Annotated in this window: 15 protein-coding genes; 1 reads left to right on the top strand and 14 read right to left on the bottom strand. The window is 64.9% G+C overall.

The genetic code is table 11. The features are described 5' to 3' along the window. Nucleotides 1-9 precede the first annotated feature (9 nt). The 4 genes from ACZ6WN_RS05145 to ACZ6WN_RS05130 are packed head-to-tail and all read right to left on the bottom strand — an operon-like array spanning nt 10 to nt 2,679. Complete coding sequence (locus ACZ6WN_RS05145; protein ID WP_465863116.1) at nt 10-1,278, bottom strand: WXG100 family type VII secretion target; 1,269 nt, start codon at nt 1,276-1,278, stop codon at nt 10-12. Next, entirely contained in the window at nt 1,275-1,565 is a 291-nt protein-coding gene (locus tag ACZ6WN_RS05140; RefSeq protein WP_465863115.1) for a hypothetical protein, read from the bottom strand. The genes ACZ6WN_RS05145 and ACZ6WN_RS05140 overlap by 4 nt, the downstream gene beginning before the upstream one ends. Continuing rightward, a complete protein-coding gene (locus ACZ6WN_RS05135; protein WP_465863114.1) occupies nt 1,562-1,876 on the bottom strand; it encodes an SAV_915 family protein in 315 nt (104 codons plus the stop codon). Before ACZ6WN_RS05135 ends, ACZ6WN_RS05140 begins: the two co-directional genes overlap by 4 nt. 41 nt (nt 1,877-1,917) lie before the next feature. After that, nucleotides 1,918-2,679: a hypothetical protein gene (locus tag ACZ6WN_RS05130; protein ID WP_465863112.1), complete on the bottom strand. Its 762-nt coding sequence runs from the start codon at nt 2,677-2,679 to the stop codon at nt 1,918-1,920. 251 nt (nt 2,680-2,930) lie between these two features. Here ACZ6WN_RS05130 and ACZ6WN_RS05125 point away from each other — a divergent pair, with 251 nt between their 5' ends. After that, on the top strand, nt 2,931-3,863 hold the full coding sequence (locus tag ACZ6WN_RS05125) for an HNH endonuclease (protein WP_465863110.1): 933 nt from the start codon (nt 2,931-2,933) through the stop codon (nt 3,861-3,863). A 3-nt stretch (nt 3,864-3,866) separates the two neighbouring features. Here the strand turns inward: ACZ6WN_RS05125 and ACZ6WN_RS05120 are convergent, their stop codons facing one another. The 10 genes from ACZ6WN_RS05120 to ACZ6WN_RS05075 form a co-directional block, all read right to left on the bottom strand. Next, the gene (locus tag ACZ6WN_RS05120; RefSeq protein WP_465863109.1) at nt 3,867-4,283 is read right to left on the bottom strand and encodes a very short patch repair endonuclease; all 417 of its coding nucleotides are present in this window, start codon (nt 4,281-4,283) and stop codon (nt 3,867-3,869) included. After that, the gene (locus ACZ6WN_RS05115; RefSeq protein WP_465863108.1) at nt 4,283-5,413 is read right to left on the bottom strand and encodes a DNA cytosine methyltransferase; all 1,131 of its coding nucleotides are present in this window, start codon (nt 5,411-5,413) and stop codon (nt 4,283-4,285) included. The genes ACZ6WN_RS05120 and ACZ6WN_RS05115 overlap by 1 nt, the downstream gene beginning before the upstream one ends. 65 nt (nt 5,414-5,478) lie before the next feature. Beyond that, complete coding sequence (gene drmC, locus ACZ6WN_RS05110; RefSeq protein WP_465863107.1) at nt 5,479-6,183, bottom strand: DISARM system phospholipase D-like protein DrmC; 705 nt, start codon at nt 6,181-6,183, stop codon at nt 5,479-5,481. Beyond that, a complete protein-coding gene (drmB, locus tag ACZ6WN_RS05105) occupies nt 6,184-8,265 on the bottom strand; it encodes a DrmB family protein (RefSeq protein ID WP_465863106.1) in 2,082 nt (693 codons plus the stop codon). After that, nucleotides 8,262-11,960, bottom strand: a complete 3,699-nt coding sequence (gene drmA / locus ACZ6WN_RS05100; protein WP_465863104.1) for a DISARM system helicase DrmA — start codon at nt 11,958-11,960, stop codon at nt 8,262-8,264. Before drmA ends, drmB begins: the two co-directional genes overlap by 4 nt. Nucleotides 11,961-12,058: 98 nt before the next feature. After that, a complete protein-coding gene (locus ACZ6WN_RS05095) occupies nt 12,059-14,740 on the bottom strand; it encodes a hypothetical protein (RefSeq protein ID WP_465863103.1) in 2,682 nt (893 codons plus the stop codon). Continuing rightward, nucleotides 14,737-16,137: a hypothetical protein gene (locus ACZ6WN_RS05090; protein WP_465863102.1), complete on the bottom strand. Its 1,401-nt coding sequence runs from the start codon at nt 16,135-16,137 to the stop codon at nt 14,737-14,739. The genes ACZ6WN_RS05095 and ACZ6WN_RS05090 overlap by 4 nt, the downstream gene beginning before the upstream one ends. A 182-nt stretch (nt 16,138-16,319) precedes the next feature. Continuing rightward, a complete protein-coding gene (locus tag ACZ6WN_RS05085) occupies nt 16,320-16,874 on the bottom strand; it encodes a hypothetical protein (protein WP_465863101.1) in 555 nt (184 codons plus the stop codon). Nucleotides 16,875-17,077: 203 nt separating this feature from the next. Then, nucleotides 17,078-17,977, bottom strand: coding sequence for a DNA-processing protein DprA (locus tag ACZ6WN_RS05080; RefSeq protein WP_465863100.1), 900 nt, complete (start codon nt 17,975-17,977; stop codon nt 17,078-17,080). Between the two features lie 98 nt (nt 17,978-18,075). Then, nucleotides 18,076-20,127 carry an RNA-directed DNA polymerase gene (locus ACZ6WN_RS05075; RefSeq protein ID WP_465863099.1) on the bottom strand — a complete coding sequence of 684 codons (2,052 nt, stop codon included), beginning with the start codon at nt 20,125-20,127 and terminating at the stop codon, nt 18,076-18,078. Between the last annotated feature and the right edge of the window lie 225 nt (nt 20,128-20,352).

Here is a 20,352-nt window from a genome sequence, read left to right as displayed (position 1 = left end):
GGTGCGGGCTCAGTCGAACCACCCACCAACGGCTTTCACAGCTCCGGACACTCCGTCTCCGATGGCTTCACCCGTGTCCGCCAAAGCCTTCCCGCCTTCTTCCAGTGCTTTACCCACGTCGGGCCCGTTCTCGAAGAACGAATCGATGGCCCCATCGGCAAAGATCGCCATGCCAGCGCCGACAGCCGTTCCGACAACTGCACCAACTGCAGTACCTAGGCCAGGAACTACCGAGCCGACCGTCGCCCCCACCATAGCGCCGGTGGCGATGGTTGCACCGGCACCGGCGGCAACACCGAGTCCTGCGGATACCCCCTGCGACACGACGATCTGCGTCCCCGTTTCGCCCTCTTGGTAGTCGTTGTACAGACCGAGGCCGAGCCCAAGAGGACCAAGAACCTTGCCAGCACGTCCAAGGAACTTCGGGATCTTCCCGCCGTCGAGTTTCGCTGCGTCGTCGAGGAGCTTCTCCGCCTCGTCGAGCTTCCCTTCGAGGGTTAGCTGATCGGCCCTGAGCTTGGATTCATCGAGGGTTTCGAAGAAGAGCCACTTCCTCTTCATGTAGCGCTCCGGATGGGCCTGGAGATCTCGGATGGCCTGCTTCGTCTCATCAACAAGCGCCTGTGCCCGGCCGTGGAGCTTCGACTGCTTCGCGGCGAGGTTCACGCCAATCGCACCGGCCGCGGCGGCACCGAGAACGTCCGCAGCATTCAGGATCCAGGCCGCATGTTGGTTGAGCGCATATTCATCTTGAAGGGCCTTGCAGGCCGTCGCGTATTGCCGGTCGATGCGAGCAGCCTCCGACTTGGCCTCGCCATACGCGATGACCTTGTCCAGGTGATCGTTGTACGCCTTCACGTCCTTCTCATACTGCGCCACCTGCTCCGGTGTCCCAGTAAAGCTTCCCGGCGGCTCAACCGGCGGTGGCCCCGGGTCCTGGACGAGAAAGCCAGACACGACAAGGTGTGCATCCCGCGCGTCACGCCGTACGTCCTCCATCTGGTCCTGGCATCGGCGCAACTTCTCAGCGAAGTCCTCAAGGTCTCCAGCCATCTTCTCAGCGGCCTTCTCCAGGTCCTCGGTCTTGTCGCGTGCCCGAGACATCATGTCGACGAACTCATCACCAGCGTCAGAGTTCCATGACCCGTCGGCGTTTCGTCGCGAGTCATTGAGCTTGTCGGCGGCGTCTCCGACCTTGGAAGCGAGTTTGCCCTTGACCCAGTTCGCGGCACTTTCCACGTGCGCGGGGTTTCCTTGGATCTCGGTGTCGACGCTCATTTGCCCATCGCCTTCTTGATGTCGCTGAGACCGGCCTCAGCGTCGGCGTCTGCACGCTCGTAGTAGCGGCGGCACAACCGGACAGCGTCGGCCGCACCAGACATCGACGTGGACACGTTGCCAGCACTGTCGACGATCTGGCTCAACATGCTGGTGATCACCGCGGTCATCGGACCCGCATCGATACCGCTGGGAACCCCACTTGCCAGGCCCTCCAGCCCTTCCGCGCCGTTGTCCAGATCACTGGCAACATCGTCGAGCACGCCGAGTTCCACATCGACGCTCACGAGGCGCCATCCTCTTCAGCGTCGCGGAGACCTGGATCGACGTCGAGAAACAACAGGTCGTACGGCGTCTCATCATGCACACGCTGGAGTGCTGGAACATCACAGACCACCCACGACGCCTTGGGCAGGTAGTAGCGATGGAGCCGGTCGATGGCCGAGTACGTGTAGAGCGCCGTGCGCCCGTCCTCCACCTTATGCATGAGGATTCTGCGCGTTGCCGGGTCGTCCTCGCTCGTCGTGGGCACGTATACGAGCGGCGGAAACTCGCGCTGCTCCTCCGACACTTCTGCGGCGGGCTCACTGTCAACCATAGTCACACCCTCCCGATAGGGAACTTGAACTCCATTACATGTCACCGCCCACGACGAGGCCGGAGCCGGTCGCCTTTGGCATCCAGACCCAAGGCCTCGTGAAGCCAGTCGGCAAGAGCTTCTGCCGTGTGTCCCATCATCGAACACCGGACAACCATCGAGTCCGCAGCGATCCTGCGGCGTCCCCGCCACAGGGCCGGGCATTCGGTCACGACTGCGGGTGACTCCAAGATCAGAACCACGGCATTCCCCCTGCCTCGCACCACCTGAACTGAGCTCCGAGGGCAGCCAGACCAGCCAGCCGGACTGCTGTGAACGATGTAGTCGTCCAAGAGCAGGAAAGCCTCGTTACGACGCCTACCGGTGAGGGCAAGAACGACCCGGACCAAGAACCACGCGCCGATCGCTCCGACTATCGACGCTCCGAGAAACCAGTCGCTGCCAGCACGGAACCCCAACACACAGATCACAACTCCCGCCGCGCCCAGTCCGAAGTCAAGCGCGATCACATGCCACCAGTCCCCGCGCCACGCGTGAACCTCGAACCCGTCCTCGCCATCGCGAACATGCGGCTCAACCGTGGGCAGCTGTCTCGTTCCGATGAGCGCGAGGACCAAGACGATGGTGATGCCGACAGCCAACACCGTGAACCATGCGGCTGCGCGCACCAGAACAACGTCCGCCGGAACCTGAGAGAACGCAACCCAAGCAAGCAGAGCACCGAGCGCCGCCAGGAAGATGTTGCCCGCAACCTCACCCCACTTCGCGCGGCCGCGGAAGGGGATCGCTACTGGCGGGCTCATCGGGCGGTCCGATCGCTGCCGTTCATGTGCGGTTTCGCCTGCTTCCGGATCGAGGACGAGTACTCATAGACCCTCATACCCTGAACCGGCGGTTCTAAACCAACTTTCTGGGTTGGGCGTAGACCGAGCCGCTCCGCATCAGCTCTGCACCGGCCGGTGTTGTGCAACGACAGCCCGCCACCTCGCAGCGGGCCAAGCGACTCCGCAGCTCGCTGGTCGACGCCAAGCCCGCTAGGTAGATTTCGCCGCCCGTGACGCCCTTCCTCTGGCAAGCTGTCGCCGTGGAGATCAAGCCTTCAGAGCTGACGAAACGTGAAGCTCTCATGAAGGCTGTCGCGGAGGAGTTCGCACAGTCAGCTGTGCTGAAACGCGATTGGCTCTCGAGGGTCGACTTCGGCTTCGGCACCGAACGGATCATCGATACGAGCAGGGGCATCTGGAACCCCAGCTCCTACGCCGCGACTCTGACCATCGTCAGCGACCCTCAGAGCGAGTACGACGACGGTGACCATGGCGACTTCCTCTACCGCTACTCATACGAGAAGCGCCCACCAGGCCAGAACCCTGGTGGCGGGTCGAACGCCAAACTGCGCGAGGCGATGCGGCTACGGCTTCCGCTCATCATGTTGCGCAAGGTCGACAAGGGCCTGTTCGTGCCGATCATGCCGGTGTACGTCATCAAGGACGAGCCCGAGAACCAACGGTTCCTTCTCACTCTCGACGAGAGTCTCAGGTTCCTAACGGACCCGGCGATCCTGAGCCCGGAAGAACGTCGTTACGCCGAACGGACCACGCGGCAACGGCTTCACCAACCGGTCTTCCGCGCCCGGATCCTCAAGGCATACGAGCAGCAGTGCGCCGTCTGCACTCTCAAGAAGGCCCCGCTGCTGGACGCTGCGCACATCACCGAAGACTCTTTCGAACACGGCGTCCCTGTAGTGACCAACGGGCTGGCACTGTGCAAGATCCACCACGCTGCGTACGACGAGAAGATCCTGGGCATCTCGCCGGACTACGTCGTGCACATCAATCCGGATGTCCTCGCCGAAGTCGATGGGCCGATGCTGAAGCACGGCCTCCAGGAGATGAACCGTCGGCGACTCGCGTTGCCAGCAAGACGCAGCAACCACCCTGACCGCGAAAGGCTCGCTGCCAGGTTCGATGCATTCAAGAGCGCCAGCTGACGCCTACGCAAGGCTGATTGTCCGCAGGTATGCCGCAATACGCTCTGTTGCAGCATCGGCGCTTTCGTGCTCCCAGATTCGGATGACCCTCCAGCCCCGTTCGACAAGCTCGGCTTCAGTACGTCGGTCACGAGCGATATTCGCGTCGAGCTTCTCTCGCCACCATTCCGCGTTGTTCTTCGGCGATGTGGCGTGCTGCGGACAGCCGTGCCAGAAGCAGCCGTCAACGAAGACCGCAACCTTCTGCTTGGTGAAACAGATGTCAGCCCGCGTACGAAGCGGTGGCTCGAGTCGGTAGTCGACCCGATATCGGAAGCCGAGTGCATGAAGTCGCCGACGGATCTCCAACTCGAGCGACGTGTCCCGACGTCGCTGGCGCTTCATCCGGCGGAGTACTGCCTCATCGAGCGGCTCCGGCATCAGACCGACGCCATTGCCTCGATGTGGTCGTTCAAGGCGGCTTCGAACTCGGGCCGCGCCTTCAGCGAGCTCCGCTTGAACCGGCTGGCGAAACCCGCGGTCGCCTTGTGACTCAGCGGATCGGGCGCATGATCTTTCAAGTGCTGCTCCAGGGTCGACGCGGGCTCGAGCGCCAGCGGATGCTCGCTCAGTTCCCATGTCTCTCGCTGCCCGCCAACCGAGGCAGCGGCCCCGGGCCAACGTCGCCCCGGCTCCAAAGTCTTGCGGTCGACGTCCACCGGATCGCCCGGCTCTACCAATCGATGCCCCACCCATTCCGCGACGGGAACCGTGACCGCGTTGCCGACCATCTTCCAGCGGACTCCGACCTTTTCGACACCAGCCGTCCAGTCCGGCGCGAAACCCTGCAGCCGTTCACCTGTCTGGATCGACGGGCGGACGATCGCCTGGCCGACATCGGCAAGCCTGCGCCAGATCGCAGGCGGAGATGGGATCCCGAGCTTCGAGCCTCCCTTGAGAGTGGGTGTGACGCCTTCACCCCAACCGATCCCGCGGTTGCCCTCAGTCCAGTAGAAGCCGTACGCGTGGTGCTCGTCGACCACGTCCGGACGGGCGTACTCATCGGCGAAGAGTACGGCGCGCGGGTCATCTGTCTGAGAAGCGACGATGAACACCCGACGTCGGCGCTGCCGCACTCCGAAGTGCTGTGAATCGACGGTGCGGTAGGCCCAGTTCCAGCCGTGCTGATCGAACCATTCGGTCACAGCGCGAATCGGGGCACCACCGTGAAGCGTGAGCATGTTCGGTACGTTCTCGAGCACGACCCACCTCGGAGCGTTGGACTCGATGAGGCGGAACACTTCTCTGACGAGCCCGGACTCATCTCCCTCGATGCCAGCCGTACGTCCGACCTGACTCAGGTCGGTGCAGGGGAATCCCGCGGTGACGACGTCTGTATCAGGGAGTGCCTCCAGGTTGCGGATGTCGCCGACGAGTTCTGCGTCGAACCGACGTCGCAGGACAGTTTGGGCGGGCTCCCAGTACTCACACAGCATCTCGGTCTCGATGCCAGCTCGGGCCAGGCCGAGCTCCATGCCACCGATTCCCGAGAAGAGCCCTACCGCACGCATGGGGACCATCCTCGAGCATCGCCCTCCAGAACTCGAGACCGGGTCCGACATGTGACCGAACCGCTTCAATAGTCGACGAGCACGTCGTGCTCGTACAAGGCATCGAGTTGCTCGCGCAGTCCTCGAGCCACCATTGGATCCTGCGTGAGAAGCCCGCACTCGAGGTTCCGCAGCGCGGCGGCGTCTGAGAAGTTCGCGCTGGTCACCAGGGCAGAAGAATCGTCGACGACCACGAGCTTGGCGTGCTGCCTGGGTGGCCATTTCGAGTCGTCGGTGAGTGCGTACGTCCACAGACGAGCACTCGGCAACCTCTTCTGAAGCTGATCGTCGTTCTCCTTCTGCAACTGCCGGTCGAGGATCACTGTGACCTGCACGCCGCGTTCCACCGCATTCGCTAAAGCCGTCACGTAGGTCGACCATGATGAGGCCGAGTAAGTCGCCGCGTACACCGTTGAGCTGGCGCCGTTGATCAACTCGACGGCCGCGAGCGTCGTACGTCCAGTCAAGCCAGGCACGGAGGGAGTCGTCCACACGGCCTCGGGCTTCATCGCGCGCGGCACGGACGCAATGCCGTCGAGGATCGCAGCGGCACGTTCGACACCGCCAGGCGCCGAGGCGAGCTCGCTGAGCAGCGCCCTCACCGACCTGACGTTCGCAGGGAAGGCACGCTTGGCGGCGACGTGGGGCAGACCCCGCAACCGCAGTTCAGCCGCGATCCGGGCGGCTTCATCAGCACTCAGGAGCTGACCGAGCTGCGCGACCGCCGACACTCATCTCACCTCGACCAGGCTCTCGATCAGCCCCGCGGTGGCGATGTCAGCATCGGTGACCAGGCCGAGAAGGAGACGCCGGTCGAGGAACCGGTTCGTACGCTCACAGCTGGTCTCGCTGACAAAGAGGCAGAAGTGGCAGGCGGCCCCATGGAGGAACTCTTCCTTGCCACGGGGCACTCGGTGGGAGCAGATCGGATCCGAGGAACAGCGGGTGCCTCGACGGATGGCCGAGCGGACCAGATTGGCGAGCTTGTCCGGTCGGGCGAGCTCGACCAGGCCGCCGAGCGTACCCTCACTGTCGGACGCTGTGGTCGTGAGCAGCAGACCGGCCGCGGGCCCGTACTCATCGTGATCGGTCCATGCGTAGATCCGCTCGGCGAGGCTCGCCGACCCGTAACCGCTGGACATCGCTGCTTCACGGATGAGCAGGTGCGACAGCGTGTGGATCGCCCAGTAACGGGGTGGCTGGAAACGGGTGTCAGGATCGATGTTCGAGGCGGTGCGGCTGGTGCGGCGCTCGAAGTTGAGGCGATGCGCCTGGCGGAACCGCCCCCACGTCTCCGTACCGAGGATCTGCTCCTCCCACGCGGCGACACGCGACTCGTCGAACCGTAGGAAGAAGCCTTCTCCTCGATCCTCGGTGGCAGGGACCCAGGTCGGACGCCCGTTGCGGTTCAATGGTGCGACCCTGGATGCTGCGTCGTCGATCCGGTCCAAAGCATCGATGCGCGTGAAGCCGATGAACGCGTTGACCTTCTTCAGTTTTTCAACGGCGACGACCTCGGTGACGTGCGGCTCGAGCACCTGGGGCACGTCGCGTCTCACGGCCCGGAAGTCAGCCGAACCGCTGTGGCGGGTGTATTTCGCCTCGTCGGTGAGCACGATCCATTCCGGACCCAGAATCGTCAGTGGGTCGGTCCGCTTGGACTCATCGACGGTCGTCGGCGGCACACCACTGGTCACGCTCTCGATCGCCGACCAGAGCACGCTGTCCTCGATGGCGCCGAATGCATCGGTCTTGGCGATCATTCCCGCCATCATCCGGAAGGCCGGCAGGGCGTCACGACTGGTGGCCGTGGCCAGGACCTCCTTGGGGAGAGCCTGGAGCATCGGCACCACGTCAGACGCCGTCCGTACTTCTTCACGGGGTAGGGCGAGGAGGCCCAGGGTCGAGGAGAACCACTGGTTGGCCGCCCCCAGCATCATCAGCTTTCCGGTCTCGTCGCACCGATAGAACGCGTCGAGGTGCGGATGCCGGCCACGGCACCGCGGCAGCTTGTCTGCGGCCTTCGGGCCGGTGGCCTCGAGCATCCCACGGCGGGCGTCGCAGGACGTACAGATGATCTGGACGTCCGGACCGATGTTGCTCTTCCACTCCCGCATTCTCAGATGAGGAAACTGGGCGTTCGGGCACTTGCCACCACGGTGCACCCACGCGTCGTACGGGAACTCGTCGATGTGCCCGTTGACGCAGGAGATCAGATATCGAGCCGGTACCGCGGTCTGCTTCGACGCCTTCTTCGCCCGCCCTTTGCCGTCCGCGCTCCAGCCTCGACAACCCTCGTGAAGAAACTGTGCCTGGTCGGGGCGATAGCGATTGCTGTTGACGTAGGTGAACTGACGATGCGAGACCGGGGAGAGCATGTTGCATCCGGTGCAGCGGAGCCATTGCGGGAAGATGCGCCCGGGGATACCGAGGTCGATGGCGTCGCCACCCGATGCGCCTCGTTCCTCGGGCGCCCACGGCGGTTTACGTAGCTCGCTGACCTGGTCACCGAGATGGGCACGCACGAGTTCGAGGAGACGTTCCTCCGCGATCACATCCGGCGGACCCTGACGGCGGGCATAGTAGGCCTCCCATGCGTCGAGTCCATGCGGCATGACCGACAGGTGAGGCAGGTCGACGGTGGCGCCGATCCCGTTGGTGTAGAGCATCGCCGATGGCCTCAGCGATCCCACCCTGGCGTAGCTGCGCGGTTTGTTGTTCTCGATGTCGGCGATCGGGTTGAACTCGAGCTGCCCTTCGGCAACGGGCTCGACCTCGTTAACCACAGCCTCGGCCGAGGGTGTCTGGGTCACTGGTCCTCCTCCGGCTGGAACTGCCAGACCGGCCCATCGGCCGGCTCCTTGAATGCGAGCCGATCAGCACTCGGACTCACCAACAGATTGATCTCCGGCTGCACCTCGCGCATCGAGTTCGCGACGACGAACACCCGGTCGGCCACGGACGGCACCTGGTCTTCGGGACTGATCAGCAACGGCCAGGCCACCTGGTTCTTAGGCACTCTCTCGTAGACGAGAGCCCCCTGGGCATCGTGTGCCTTGTCATACCAGCGATCGAGCCGCTGGACTAGGAGTGAGCGCATCCGCTCGGCGGGCGCCGTGTCGTCAGCCGCCTTCAGGGCACGGCTGGCGATCTGCTCGACGAGCGCCTCCACGATCGCTCTCTTCTCGAGGATCCGGCCGGCACCGTTCTCCGCCGAGAGTGTCGCTGCGTGGTCGAGGTCCGCGACGCGAGCCGCGCTGATGAGAACACCCATGAGCCCGCGCTCCATCGCCGTCTCGGAGTAGGGCGTGACGCTCAGCGCTTCGACCTGGGCGTAGAAGGTCTCGTGATAGTGCTGGAAAGACTCGAAGTGAGACATGTCGCGCGGACGTGACCAGTTGGCCATCGAGACCACGAGTCCCGGCTTGGAGGCATCACGGCCGACACGAGAGGACGCCTGGATGTACTCAGCGGTGTTCTTCGGCTGGCCCACCACCAGCATCAGGCCCAAGCGCGGGACGTCGACACCGACCTGCAGCATCGACGTCGCCAGGACCACGTCATAGGGACGAACTCCCCAAGGCTCAGTGGGTTTTCCAGCCTCACGCAGAGCCGCCTGCCTCTTGGCGAAGTCATCCTTTCCTCGCGTGCTCCACCGTTCGGTGAACGGCAATGACAGTTTGTCGAGTGTCTTGGAGATGTCCTCGGCGGAGATGCGCGAGGTCAGCTCACCGATCTCGAGCCGTTGCCAGTCGTTCGTACGCCGCGGGAACGGCTCGGTGTTTCCGGCCACACGCGTGGTGACGTCATCGTCGAGATATCGCCGCATACCGGCGAGCTCACGGGTGGCGGAGAAGTATCCGACGGTCGTGAGGTACGGGTCGGCCGCTTCGCCATGTTCGTCGAGCAGCTTCTGACCGGCGAGCAGAAGGACCTCCGCCAGCCGGATCTCGGCGAGAGTCAGTCTGATCCCGTGGGCACAGATCCCGACGTACTTGCGCCCGGGAGCGTCCTCGGACACCTTCTTCTCCCGGGAGAAGAAGGTGTCCCGCACATCCAGCACCTGCGGAGGAAAGACGTCCACGCCACGCCCATAAAGCGCTCGCACCTGGTTCTCGGCATTGCGCATGGTCGCGGTCGAGGCGACGATCAGTGGTTGGATCGGCTGGCCGTCACGGTTGTACGTGGACAGGAGATCGACGACGTTCTCGAAGACGCCGACCGCAGTGCCGAGCGCACCGGTGATGAGGTGGAGCTCGTCTTGGATGATCAGGTCCGGCGGTCGCAACCTTCCAGCCGGCTGCACGGTGACTTTCGGATAGGTGGTTCCCCCCTCCTTCTTCTGCAGGTGCGACGCACCTGAGCAGCCCCCACGCGAGTCGGGATGGCGGTAACCATGTCGCGGGCACCATTCCGACACATACCCGAACAGGCTGGCTGCCTCGCCCTCCCGCGCCAGCCGAGCGAACTTGTCCACCGTGGCCAGCAGGAAGGTCGGCGGGTTGCGGTAGATCTCGTCGTCGACGGTCGTGATCGGAAGTGCCCCATCCGCATCGCCGTCTTCGGAGAAAGGGCACAGCCCCTTCGGGTCGCCGCAATGGACCTCGATCCGTTCGGTCGCGGTGACCGCATGGACGTTCCGCTTGGGATCGACCTTCGTCCCGCACCACGGGCAACGCTGGAGCTGCAGCACTGTCAGCCCGAACGCCTTCTGGCTGTCCGAGGCACGGACGGCCTCGACCTGCCTGCGTGCCTCCTCGAACCGCTTCGGCGAGACCGCTGAACCGACCCACAAGCCGATGCTGAACGGCTTCACTCCCCAGACCTCGGGCTTCTCCTGACGGATCAGCTCTGCAGCGCACACGAGGGCGGCGGCTCGTTGGAACTGCTGGGAGGTGAGCAGCCGCAGCGTGTAGCGCATCAGCACTGCCACCCCGTCACCGCCGTCGAGCGGACCGCTGTCGGTCTCGATCCGTTCCTGAAGTCGGCGGATTGCGAACGTGTACGCCGCGAGGCCGAGGTAGGCCTCGGTCTTACCGCCACCGGTCGGGAAGAAGAGCAGCTCGACGCTGGCGGCGTCGCCGCTGCGGTAAGGATCTGCCGGATCGGTCAGCGCCGGCAGCTGCAGCAGCACGAAGGCGAGCTGGAACGGACGCCATGACGCTGCCCGCTCACCCTTCTCCTCCTCGATCTTCTTCAGCGCCTCACGCATCGAGTACTTCTTCTCGTCGGCTGCTCGCATCCCCGCGACCTGGCTGTGGAGGCGCTGGTCCCGCATGGCCCGGTTCATGAACCGGAATGCCTCGAGAGCCTGTGATTGTGCCGGGTCGGCCAGCAGCGCGATGCCCGCGCGCAGCCGCGCAGCGATCATCTCCGCTTCCCCGATCGCCTCCGCAGCCACCTCCGCCAGATGCGCCGGCAGATCCTCCGCCGTACGCCGCTGGACAGCCAACCATTCCTCGTAGCCCGTCACCAGCGATGCGAGCGCCGGCTCCACCTCGTCGTGCGAAATGGTGGAGAGCACCTTCATCGAGGTCGTGAAGCTTCCCAGCGGGTCGTCAGGTCCCTGCGGGTCACCGGTCGTCTGAGGAACATCCGCCGTGGGCAGCCACGAGGTCTCGACCCTCGACGCCCGTCGCAGTGTCTCGTCACCGTCGTACGCCTCGGTCCAGGTCACCGAAGTGGTCCGGCCGACGGCGTACTCCAGCCGGTGGCGATACTGCAGATCCAGCCGCTGTCGCTCCGTGTCGTCCTCGTCATACCCGTCAGCGAGCACTTCGCGCGCGGGGAGGAACACTGCTTCACCGCTGTTGGCCTCGACAGACAGCTTGGTCTGGAAGAGCCAGTCTCCCGGCGGCGCATCCAACCCGGTCACGCGATCGTTGGAGAGCGCCAGTTCGACGATCGTCCGGTCAGGGCGCGGGAAGAGCTCGACGCGAAGCGTCACATCGTCGTCGAGCGTGATCGGGTCGAGCACGACATGGGCCGAGTGGCCACGTACGTCGATTTCTGCCGTTTTCTCGAAGGGCGTCCGGATCGACCATTGGAACCGTCGCCCGTCCTCGTTCTCCCTGCGCTCCGAGTGATAGCGCCCCCAAGTAGCAGTCACGGCGAGCACACCGCAGTCCCGCGGCACCTGGAAGCGCAGCCCCATCGATGACGGGTAGGTCAGTGCCCCCTTGGGGCCCTCATCCCGCTCCTCGTCCTCATCCGCAGCCGAGGGATCGGCATCAGTCGCCACCGGCACACCCTGCTGCCCGACCGTCGCAGCATCGGCATCACTGATCGCTGCGCCGTTCTCCTCCGGATCAGCCCCGTCGACATCGGCGTCGCCTTCCAAAGTCACCCGAGCAGGATCAACAGTCACCGGCGCAAGCGCGCCGATCGCGTACGCCGCTCGAGGCGTCCCCTTGATCTCCTCTGTCGCCCCTTCGCGCGGCCCGAGCAGATGCTGCTCGAGCAGTTGAACCAGCTCACCACGGACGACGGTCGACGGACTGATGCTCACCCCGGTGACTCTAGTCAGAAGCTCCGACAGTTTTCCGTGAATGACGCTCAGCCACCGACTGAGGCGCTGAGACGCCTGTTCAGGTGAGTGTTAGTCGTTTACCTGGGCGGTTCGGGATCCGTGATCTCAAGAGCCTCGAGCACGGCTCTCGATGTTTCACTCGCTCGGTGCCTCGGCCTGGTGACCAGGTCCCACTGCGTGCCGAGTTCCCCGTTCGCTCTGTACTTCTCGTAGACCACTGCCGGTGTGCCGAGGCCGTTGAGTCGCCGATGACGCCACCTGACAGCGTCACGGTAGGTGTGGACGGTAACCAGGTCAGGCTTCGACCAGACGGTCAGCGCCCATGTGCCGCGCCGGCCACGAGCCCAGACCGCCACGCTGTCCGCGGCATCAGCCATCGCGATCGCTTGGAGGGTGATGGGAACGGCGTTGGTGAAGTCTCCGTCGATGAGGAGCCGCCGTGGACCGAGCCTGGTGACGTCGTATCCGTAATCTTCCATGCGCTCTTCCACACCCGCCAGCGGGTCATCGCTGGTGATGTCGTCCGTCAGCTCACGAACTGCGTCAGCCCCGAGTGGCCCTCCGTATTCGTTGCGAAGTCCTTGGCAGTACTTTGCGATCACATCATCATCGGCACTGAGCAGCAGATGAGCCACCTTCCGAACCGTGCGCCGATAGCAGAGCGTCCCCGCTGCTCCTGCGCCGAGGTCGACACGGTCGTGCATGATCGTGAGAGCAACCGCGACAAGCGACCCGACCCGCACTTCGAGATCCGCAGGAAGATCGTCATGCTCGATGTGCTGGAGCAACTCTCCGATCATCTCCACGGGCTCATCGTCACCTTCGGCCCAGTTACCTGCCGACCAGATCCCGAGGGCAAGGCGCAGAATGAGCAGGCGCGACGTCACGCTGATGTCCGGGGCGAGCTGCACCGCCTTCTTCAGCCAGCGCCGTCGGCTCTTCCTCAGCCGTTCTGGGTCGCTCGAGTGATCAGGGTCGGACACCTCATCAGGCCCGACGGCAGGAGTATCGCCCTCGGAGGTGGCATCCACGTCCTCGGCTGTGTCCTCGTCCAGGTCGTTTGTGTCCGGGCCGATCTTGTCGCCCCACTCGACGGCACCGGAATCCTCGGAGGCCAGCCGCGGCAGTGCGAGGGCGTACGCCGCAAGCTCCCTGCCATGCCGCCGGGCAGCAGAGTCCTGAAGCCAGAGCCAAGGTTCCACTCCTGCACTCGACCGGCGGTCCTCGTCGGATCCGTGTCGCTCGCCGCCCGTGCGTGGCATCGTCGGCGCCTTGTTGTCACGTACGTCCCGGGCGAACTCGGCCAGGTCGCCGAGCAGCCCGTCGAGCCACCCCGTGTTGTCACCGAAGATGTCGGATTGCGTGACGCTCTGCGTCCGGGAATGGGCCTTTGTCGCCACTCGCCGGCGGCCCACGGTGGCCGGGTCGCTGACGAAAACGGGCTTCCCGAAGACATCCACGCCCGCTTCGTCGGTCCATCGAAGGCGTACGCGGCTTCCGCCCACGACCTCGATGCGGAGGTCGACGTCTGTGGTGCCTGCTTGGACGGACCCTCCGTCCACCCAGTCGTCCGGTGCGTCGCTTCGGGGCGAGATCTGCACGTCCACCTGATGCCCGGCAGCCCTGGCGAGGTGCAGGCGAAGGCCCGTCGAGATCCGGGTCACCGCAGAGAGCACAGGAGCCGGCTGTCCGGTCGAGGGCATGCCTTCCTCTGCAGCCAGCGGGGGCTCCGGCAGCTGAGCGATGTCGATGGGATGCCCGCCCGGGAAGAGCGAGGACTCGAGCGGAGAGATGAGAGCGACCTCGTGGTTGCCACCGCTCGCGACGTCACGCAGCAGTGCAGCGACGGACAGGTTGGGGCTTCCGGTCATGGCGTGACGCGATCCGTCCAGATCGACCCACTCGATGAGCTTGCCATGCCGATACCGCACGGGGCCGCTTGTATCCGTACCCTCGACGTCCTGCATCACCATGATGTCCGCTCCGGAGACTTTCCTGTAGCCGTCAAGCACTGCTTCGAGAGCACGTGGGTCGGCCGCGGTCCACCCTGGCTGGACAGCGACCTTGACCCGGCGCGGTTTCAGTCGCTGAAGAAGCGCCGACACGCCCCGACACGCCGGGTCATGGAACGGAGCCGAAAGCAGCAGTTCCTCGACGGGACCGTGCGGCAACGCTTCAATCAGCGGGCCGTCCCACGAGGCCGCTGCCCGATGTCCTGTCTCAACGAGCGTGGCGTTCGCCAGCAGGTCGTCGAGCCGCGTTTTGACCTGGGTCACGGCGCGTGCGCTGAGCCCGTCGAGTCGGTCCTCGACGACGAGTGACCCGAGCAGCCTGCTCACGTCTGCGAAGACGCTCTGCATGGTGTCGCGGTCTCCGGTGAAAACGCTGGCGATCTCGGCGTTGTATTGCCATCCGCTCATCGTGAGGTTGCCGGATCCCACAGCTGCGATTGTCCGCTTCGGCCCGACCAGCACCATCACCTTCGGGTGGAAAGCGGCCTCAGCATCAAGTAGGCCACAGTGATACGCCCTACCGGCGTGTCGCACCGCACGCGTGTCCGGATCCCAGACACGCGCATCCGCGACCACCGTCACCCGCGCACCTGTCGCTTGACACACGCCCAGGAGCCGCGCCTCCAGATAGCCGAGGTCGACGTTGTAGGTCAGGAAGACCGCGTCCGTGGCTTGGTGATCACCGTGCTGCGCTTCAGCGACCAGGTGCTCGAAGATCGTGAGCGTCTCGCTTGGTTCGTAATTCACCGTGCGGCTCGCCCCCGGTCAGTCACGTTCCAGATGCCGTCGACATATTCGAGGAGGCCGAGCGCTCCCATGATGCGGAGCGCAGAACCCCAGCGCAGTGACACTCCTCCGCCGGCCTCGGGCGAGTCGCGATAGACATGGCCCTCCCGGGCGAAGACTCGTGTCGGGACCCGGAACCGGCCAGAGCCCATATCGAAGGTCGACTTCATCAGCGCCAGCCGCTGAGAGCGGTCGACCAGCCGTCTGGTGAGGTGGATCCCGAAGTCCCGAAGTGGCCGGTCATTCCATTCCTCGATCTGATCCCGCACCCACGACGGGGTCAGTTCCTGCATCCCCTCGTCGCGACCTTCGTAATAAGGCGCCGCCCGTTCGTCGAGCGTCCCAATCCGGAGAGAGCCGAGCACGATCTGTGCCAGCAGCGCGTCCGGCCACTCGCGGTCACCGCCGTGTACGTCGATTTCGGCCGGAAGCAGGCGACCCGCGTCTGAGATCGGCGGCAGACTGCTGACGTACTCACCAACTGTTCCGACCGGCAGATGATCTGCCAGCACCTCGCCGAGAGCGGCGATCGGCATGAACCCATCGATCTGCTTCACCAACCATGCCCAGAGATCACGCCAGGCCTCGACCGAGTGGCCCCGCAGCGCGACGCCGACCCACGCCGGGTAGGCATCGAGACCCCGCACCACCTCGTCCTCCTCGACCGAAGGATCGAATAGCAGCAGTCGGCGCAAGTCGCCCTGCGCATGGGATCCGTCGAGGTCCTGCTCCAGAGCGGCGAGTCTCAGAATGAGACGAAGACTCTGCCGACGTCGATCGTCTGGACTCATCGGATCGACAGCATCAGGCAGGAGCGCCCGCCGCAGAACCTCCCCGTCGGGCGCGCCAGCGATCGCGCACATGCACAGATGTTCGTGTGCCTCGAGCTCCGTACTCGTGAGCAGGTCTTTGTCTGCGAGCCTGAGCAGGTCCCCCAATGCGTCACCCACAGCCCTGGCGTCGAGCCGACCGCCCGGGACCGGCCCTCGCCTGCTCCACTTCACCAGATCAAGTGTCGCCTCTGGAGCCAGGTACGGATTCCAGAAGCCCCACGCCGCCTTCGCATACACACCGTCGCCGGCGAGTTCATCGACGTGGAGGGCACCGGCGTGCTTGTCCATCGATCCGGCGATCTTGCCGCCACCATGTGGCGCGGCATATCCCGGGTGGTCTGCACGGTGGGTCCGCGAGACCCCGGCCATGACAACCTCAGCGCGACGCAGCACCATCCGCGCATCAGCGCCACTGAGGTCGCGTTCCTGTGCGGCGATCGCGACGAGACCGTGCAGCACGTAATAGCGAGCGTGCGCCGTGACCGTCGTGATCCCCGGCATCAGGTGTCCGACCTGACGCAGCATGTGCCGTTCTACGGCCAGGGGATACCTGCTGGTGATCCTTCCGGTTTCGTGAGGGGACCACGCCGGTCCATGCGCCATGCTCGACACGGGTCCGGAATATGCTTCGGCGCTCTCGAGAGACACCCTGCCAGTCTCGCAGAAGCCGATCTCCGGCACGCGCCATTCCGCGACAGCGACCACCGTCAGTGAGGGCAGTCGAACCCCGTCCACGGACAGATCGTGGGATCGAACTCGCGCCTCGGGGTGGATTCGAGGAACTGCTTCGTCGCGGGATACTTGGGGTTGAGCACCCTGGCCACCACCATTACCGAGACCTGCTGCACGCCAGCACGCTTGAGCGCTCCAGCTACCGACTGAGCGTTGGCCCCTGTGACCCATGAGTCGTCGAACACGATCACGTGCTCGGGAAGCCGGCCACTCACGTCGACTTCGAAGTTTTCCGGCCGGAACCGTCTCCGCACGAATCCCTCCGCCACCGTGAGGCCGACCTCGGCCTCCGGCCGAAGAGTCATCGGCCGCACGATGTCGACCAGATGGGTGCGTCCCCTGGATGACGGGACCACAGCCCAGCCGACTGTCTCAGTGCCCGCCAGACGCATGGCGCAATGCGCGTGTCCCCGCAGGCCAAGCGCCACGAGTGACCTCATCACACGGACCTGCTCACCCCCGGGCTGCTCGCCCTTGTAGGTGTCGACGACCTTGTACGCCTGGCTCTCCCACTCCTCGGCATAGATCATGACGCCGACTCTGTCGGCCGCGCGCTTCTCCGATTCGCGAAGACTCCGGCATGGCCAACACATCAAGTCGCCTGAGGCGTCGACGGGCGTCGTGCACACCTCGCACGTGACACCCTGGGTGCGCGCCACGTTCTGGAGATACCGGCCGTGAACCGACGAAAGGTACAGCGCGACCGGCCGCACCGTCGGCGGCAGCTGGTGGCTCACCGGGCGGCGAGGGCTGCTAGCGCGTCATCCACCCGACGCGGCGCTTCGCGGATGGCAGCTACAGCCTCTGCCAACTCTTGCAGATCGCCGACGACGTAGACGCCGGGTGCACCGCGGAGCTTCCCGCCCCACGTCGTGGCCGCTGCGACCCGCTCGGTGAGGATCACGGGCCGGCCGTGCCCCCCGGCGAGACGCGTCTGGTTCCGGGTGCCGCTGTTCTCACTCGCCTCGATCACGATCGTGGCCAACCCGTATCCCGACATCGACGCGTTCCGCATCGGGAACGTCTTCTTCGTCGGTGGCGCGTCCGGGAAGAACTGCGACAAGACCAGCCCTCGATTTCCGATCTCTGCCTGGAGCTCGGCGTTCTGCGACGGGTACTGCTGAGTGATCCCCGTGCCGATGAACGCGACCGTACGCCCCCCGGCATCGAGCGCAGCACGATGCGCAGCGGTATCGGTCCCAGCCGCCAGCCCGCTGATCACGGTGAGTTCCTGGCCCACCAGGAACTCAGCAGCTTCTTTGGCGAACCGCAGCGCCCACTCCGATGGCTTACGCGTCCCGACGACCGACATCCCGTCGTCTTCAGCACGCAGGTCGCCCTCATAGAACAGGAACGGCGGCGTCTCACGGATGTCGAGCAGACGACGCGGATAGTCGCAGTCGAGGACGGTCGTCAGCCGGAGCCCACGCGCCTCCCATTCCGCGACCTCCGCAGCAGCGGCGTCGATCGCGGCCCCATCGCCCGGCACCTCGAAGAGCACATCATCGTCCGGTGCACGGAGCAAGCCCGACGCCGTGCCCTCGAACGCGACCCGGGACGCGACTCTCCCCCAGCTCTCCTTGCTCTCCCTCAGCAGAGCCAGGAGCGCTGCGCCCTCATCACGGTGGGTCATACACATCATCCTAGAGTCAGGCGGCATCACATCTGCGGACGCCGGCCGATCTCAGGATATCGAACATTTGTTCGACGCCCAATAGTGCCCTTTGCTCATTACTTGACCTTCCGCGCAGGCAGTCGTTTCTGCCCCATCTCGATGATGTCGCCCGCGACCGTGAACATCAGCTCGAGAGCGATGTCTGAGGGCATCTCTGCACCGGACTTCAGATGGCCCAGGATGTAGTCGCCCATCTCGACCGACGGGTCGAGTCGGGCGAGAACCATGTAGGCGATCGACTCAGCCTCGATCTCGTTCCGGTCCTCGGCATCCGCTCGGTGACGGTCTGGCCACCAATCCCGGTTGGGCGTCCCGAGATGCCCGCAGTACTGATGCGCGAGCTCGTGAACCAGCGTGGTGTACCGATCGAGAAGCTCGAGGTTCCTGTTCACCTCGATCTCATGCCTCAGCGGGTAGCGCTCATCTGGTCCTTTCCCTCGCGGACCCGGGCGGGTGAGCACTTCGCCGGAGGTCTTGCTCCAGTAAGTCATGCCGCCGGAGTGCTTTGCGTTGTCAACCAAGGTGACCCGGATCCCGTCCCGCACAGCATTCCTGACCGTACGCTCCCAGAGGATGTTCAGATCTTTCTCGCCAACCTTCGCCCGGATCGCCAGCGGGTCCACGAACTCCCGAGGCAGAGCAGGTGCCCTCGGAAGCGCCTCGGTCTCCCCGACGTCGTAAACGACCATGACCGGGCCACCGGGCTGCAGGATGAGCAGCGACTGTGCCCCCGGCTTTAGCACTCGGCGGTAGTCGTCGCGCCATCGGGCCGCTGTGAGCACATACCTCGTTCCGGGCCGTTGGAGATCGACGAGCATCGCGTTGAACGGCGAGTAGCGCTTGAACGAGCCGACGAACTCGAGCAGCTTGACGTAGTCCGCACTCTGTCTGTACCGGTTCGCACCCTGCACGAGCGCGTCGATCGATGCCTTCGCCACGGCGGCACCGGTCGTCTTCTCCGGCGGGAGAGCGCCACCCGAGGAGAAGAGATCGCCCCAATCACTCTCCGACGGCGCGGTCGAAGCGACCTCCGGGACCTTGCGCAAGCGCTGCCAGGTCTCCCACCGCGGCTCAGCCCACGTCGCCTCGACCATCCTGGCGTACGACAGCAACCCGGTCACCTGCGCATCGAGCTCGTCAACAACGTCGAAGCCCCGGTGGTCAGCATGCTCAGCCAACCCGAATGCCCCGACCCCGCGAAGGTGGAGATCCACCTTCCGCTTGTACTCACGCGGAAGCCGTGGCGTCGAGCCATCTACCAGAATGCCGAGCACGCTCCGCCGGGCACCAGGACGGGCGACATACGTCTTCCGGTCGTTGAGGCGAAAGCCGCGGTCAGCGAGGATCACGCGCACCCGCCTGATGAGTGCGTCCACTTCCTGATGCCACACGGACCGCCGCGAGGAGAAGTACAGGTCGTCGGAGTAGCGGCTGTAGCGCAGTCCGAGGCCGGCGGCGAGCTCATAGATCAGCTGATCGGCATCGCGCATCACGAGGTTAGACAGCAGCCCACTCGTGGGCGCGCCCTGCGGCAGGAAGCCCTCCCGCTGGTGGCGGTAGTGGTGACGCCGCTCGATCAGTTTCCCTGTGTTCGACATCCGAAACCCGGTGCCGCGGTTGATCCAGGTCTCGGAATCCTCGTCGGGCTGCGGCGACACCGTCAGCAGGCGGGCCATCTCGTACGCTGCCACCCGACTCGGCCTGTGGAGGCCGTCGATCTGGAGGAGGGCCCCGAAGACGTCGCGCTCGCGGATCGAGGGGAAGAAGTCGGCGATGTCAAGCCTGATCACGGTATGAGCCTTGAGGTGGACACCCGCGCAATCGACTGTCGACAGCCCGGTGCGGTAGGCGTACGCATTCGGATGAGGCACCCCACGAGACAGCAATCGATCGAGCAGCCGGCGTTGGACTGCCATCAACTCCGGCTCTGGACTGTGGAGCACCCGAACCCCGCCAGTTCGCTTCGCCATGTGCAGCGGCGCGTACGCCATCCGTTGCCCAGAGACGATCCCCTCGAGGTACGCCGACAGCGTCTCGTCGTCCAGCGGGCCCGACCAGTATCTCCACGAGATCAGCGGCCAGCGGGCCTCACCTTTGCCGTTCGACATCGTCGAGGCGCACACTCCCGATCACTCCAGCTCATGCACAACAAGAGCCGCCACCCGCCGCGCGACGCATGGCATGACCGGCCCACCGCGAGGGGTAGGTTCCTGAGGCCCGCTGGCTGCTCACCCCAACCCAACACCAGCGCACAAGAATCCGATCACGGGTTCTACGGCGGTATACCGAAATTTGAGGATGTTCCAGTAGCTGGAGGCGCGACCGCAACCCCG

The sequence above is a fragment of the Nocardioides sp. NPDC054178 genome, assembly GCF_055585005.1.
The sequence above is the reverse complement of the archived record's forward strand: the minus strand, read 5'-3'. Positions and strand labels throughout refer to the sequence as shown.

Bases quoted from the DNA above. Each gene is read 5' to 3' on its own strand.
- ACZ6WN_RS05080 (WP_465863100.1), bottom strand. From the start codon at position 17,977: ATGACCCACCGTGATGAGGGCGCAGCGCTCCTGGCTCTGCTGAGGGAG.
- ACZ6WN_RS05075 (WP_465863099.1), bottom strand. From the start codon at position 20,127: ATGTCGAACGGCAAAGGTGAGGCCCGCTGGCCGCTGATCTCGTGGAGA.
- ACZ6WN_RS05085 (WP_465863101.1), bottom strand. From the start codon at position 16,874: ATGATCTATGCCGAGGAGTGGGAGAGCCAGGCGTACAAGGTCGTCGAC.
- ACZ6WN_RS05120 (WP_465863109.1), bottom strand. From the start codon at position 4,283: ATGCCGGAGCCGCTCGATGAGGCAGTACTCCGCCGGATGAAGCGCCAG.
- ACZ6WN_RS05145 (WP_465863116.1), bottom strand. From the start codon at position 1,278: ATGAGCGTCGACACCGAGATCCAAGGAAACCCCGCGCACGTGGAAAGT.
- ACZ6WN_RS05115 (WP_465863108.1), bottom strand. From the start codon at position 5,413: ATGCGTGCGGTAGGGCTCTTCTCGGGAATCGGTGGCATGGAGCTCGGC.
- ACZ6WN_RS05090 (WP_465863102.1), bottom strand. From the start codon at position 16,137: ATGCTGCGTCAGGTCGGACACCTGATGCCGGGGATCACGACGGTCACG.
- ACZ6WN_RS05135 (WP_465863114.1), bottom strand. From the start codon at position 1,876: ATGGTTGACAGTGAGCCCGCCGCAGAAGTGTCGGAGGAGCAGCGCGAG.
- ACZ6WN_RS05130 (WP_465863112.1), bottom strand. From the start codon at position 2,679: ATGAGCCCGCCAGTAGCGATCCCCTTCCGCGGCCGCGCGAAGTGGGGT.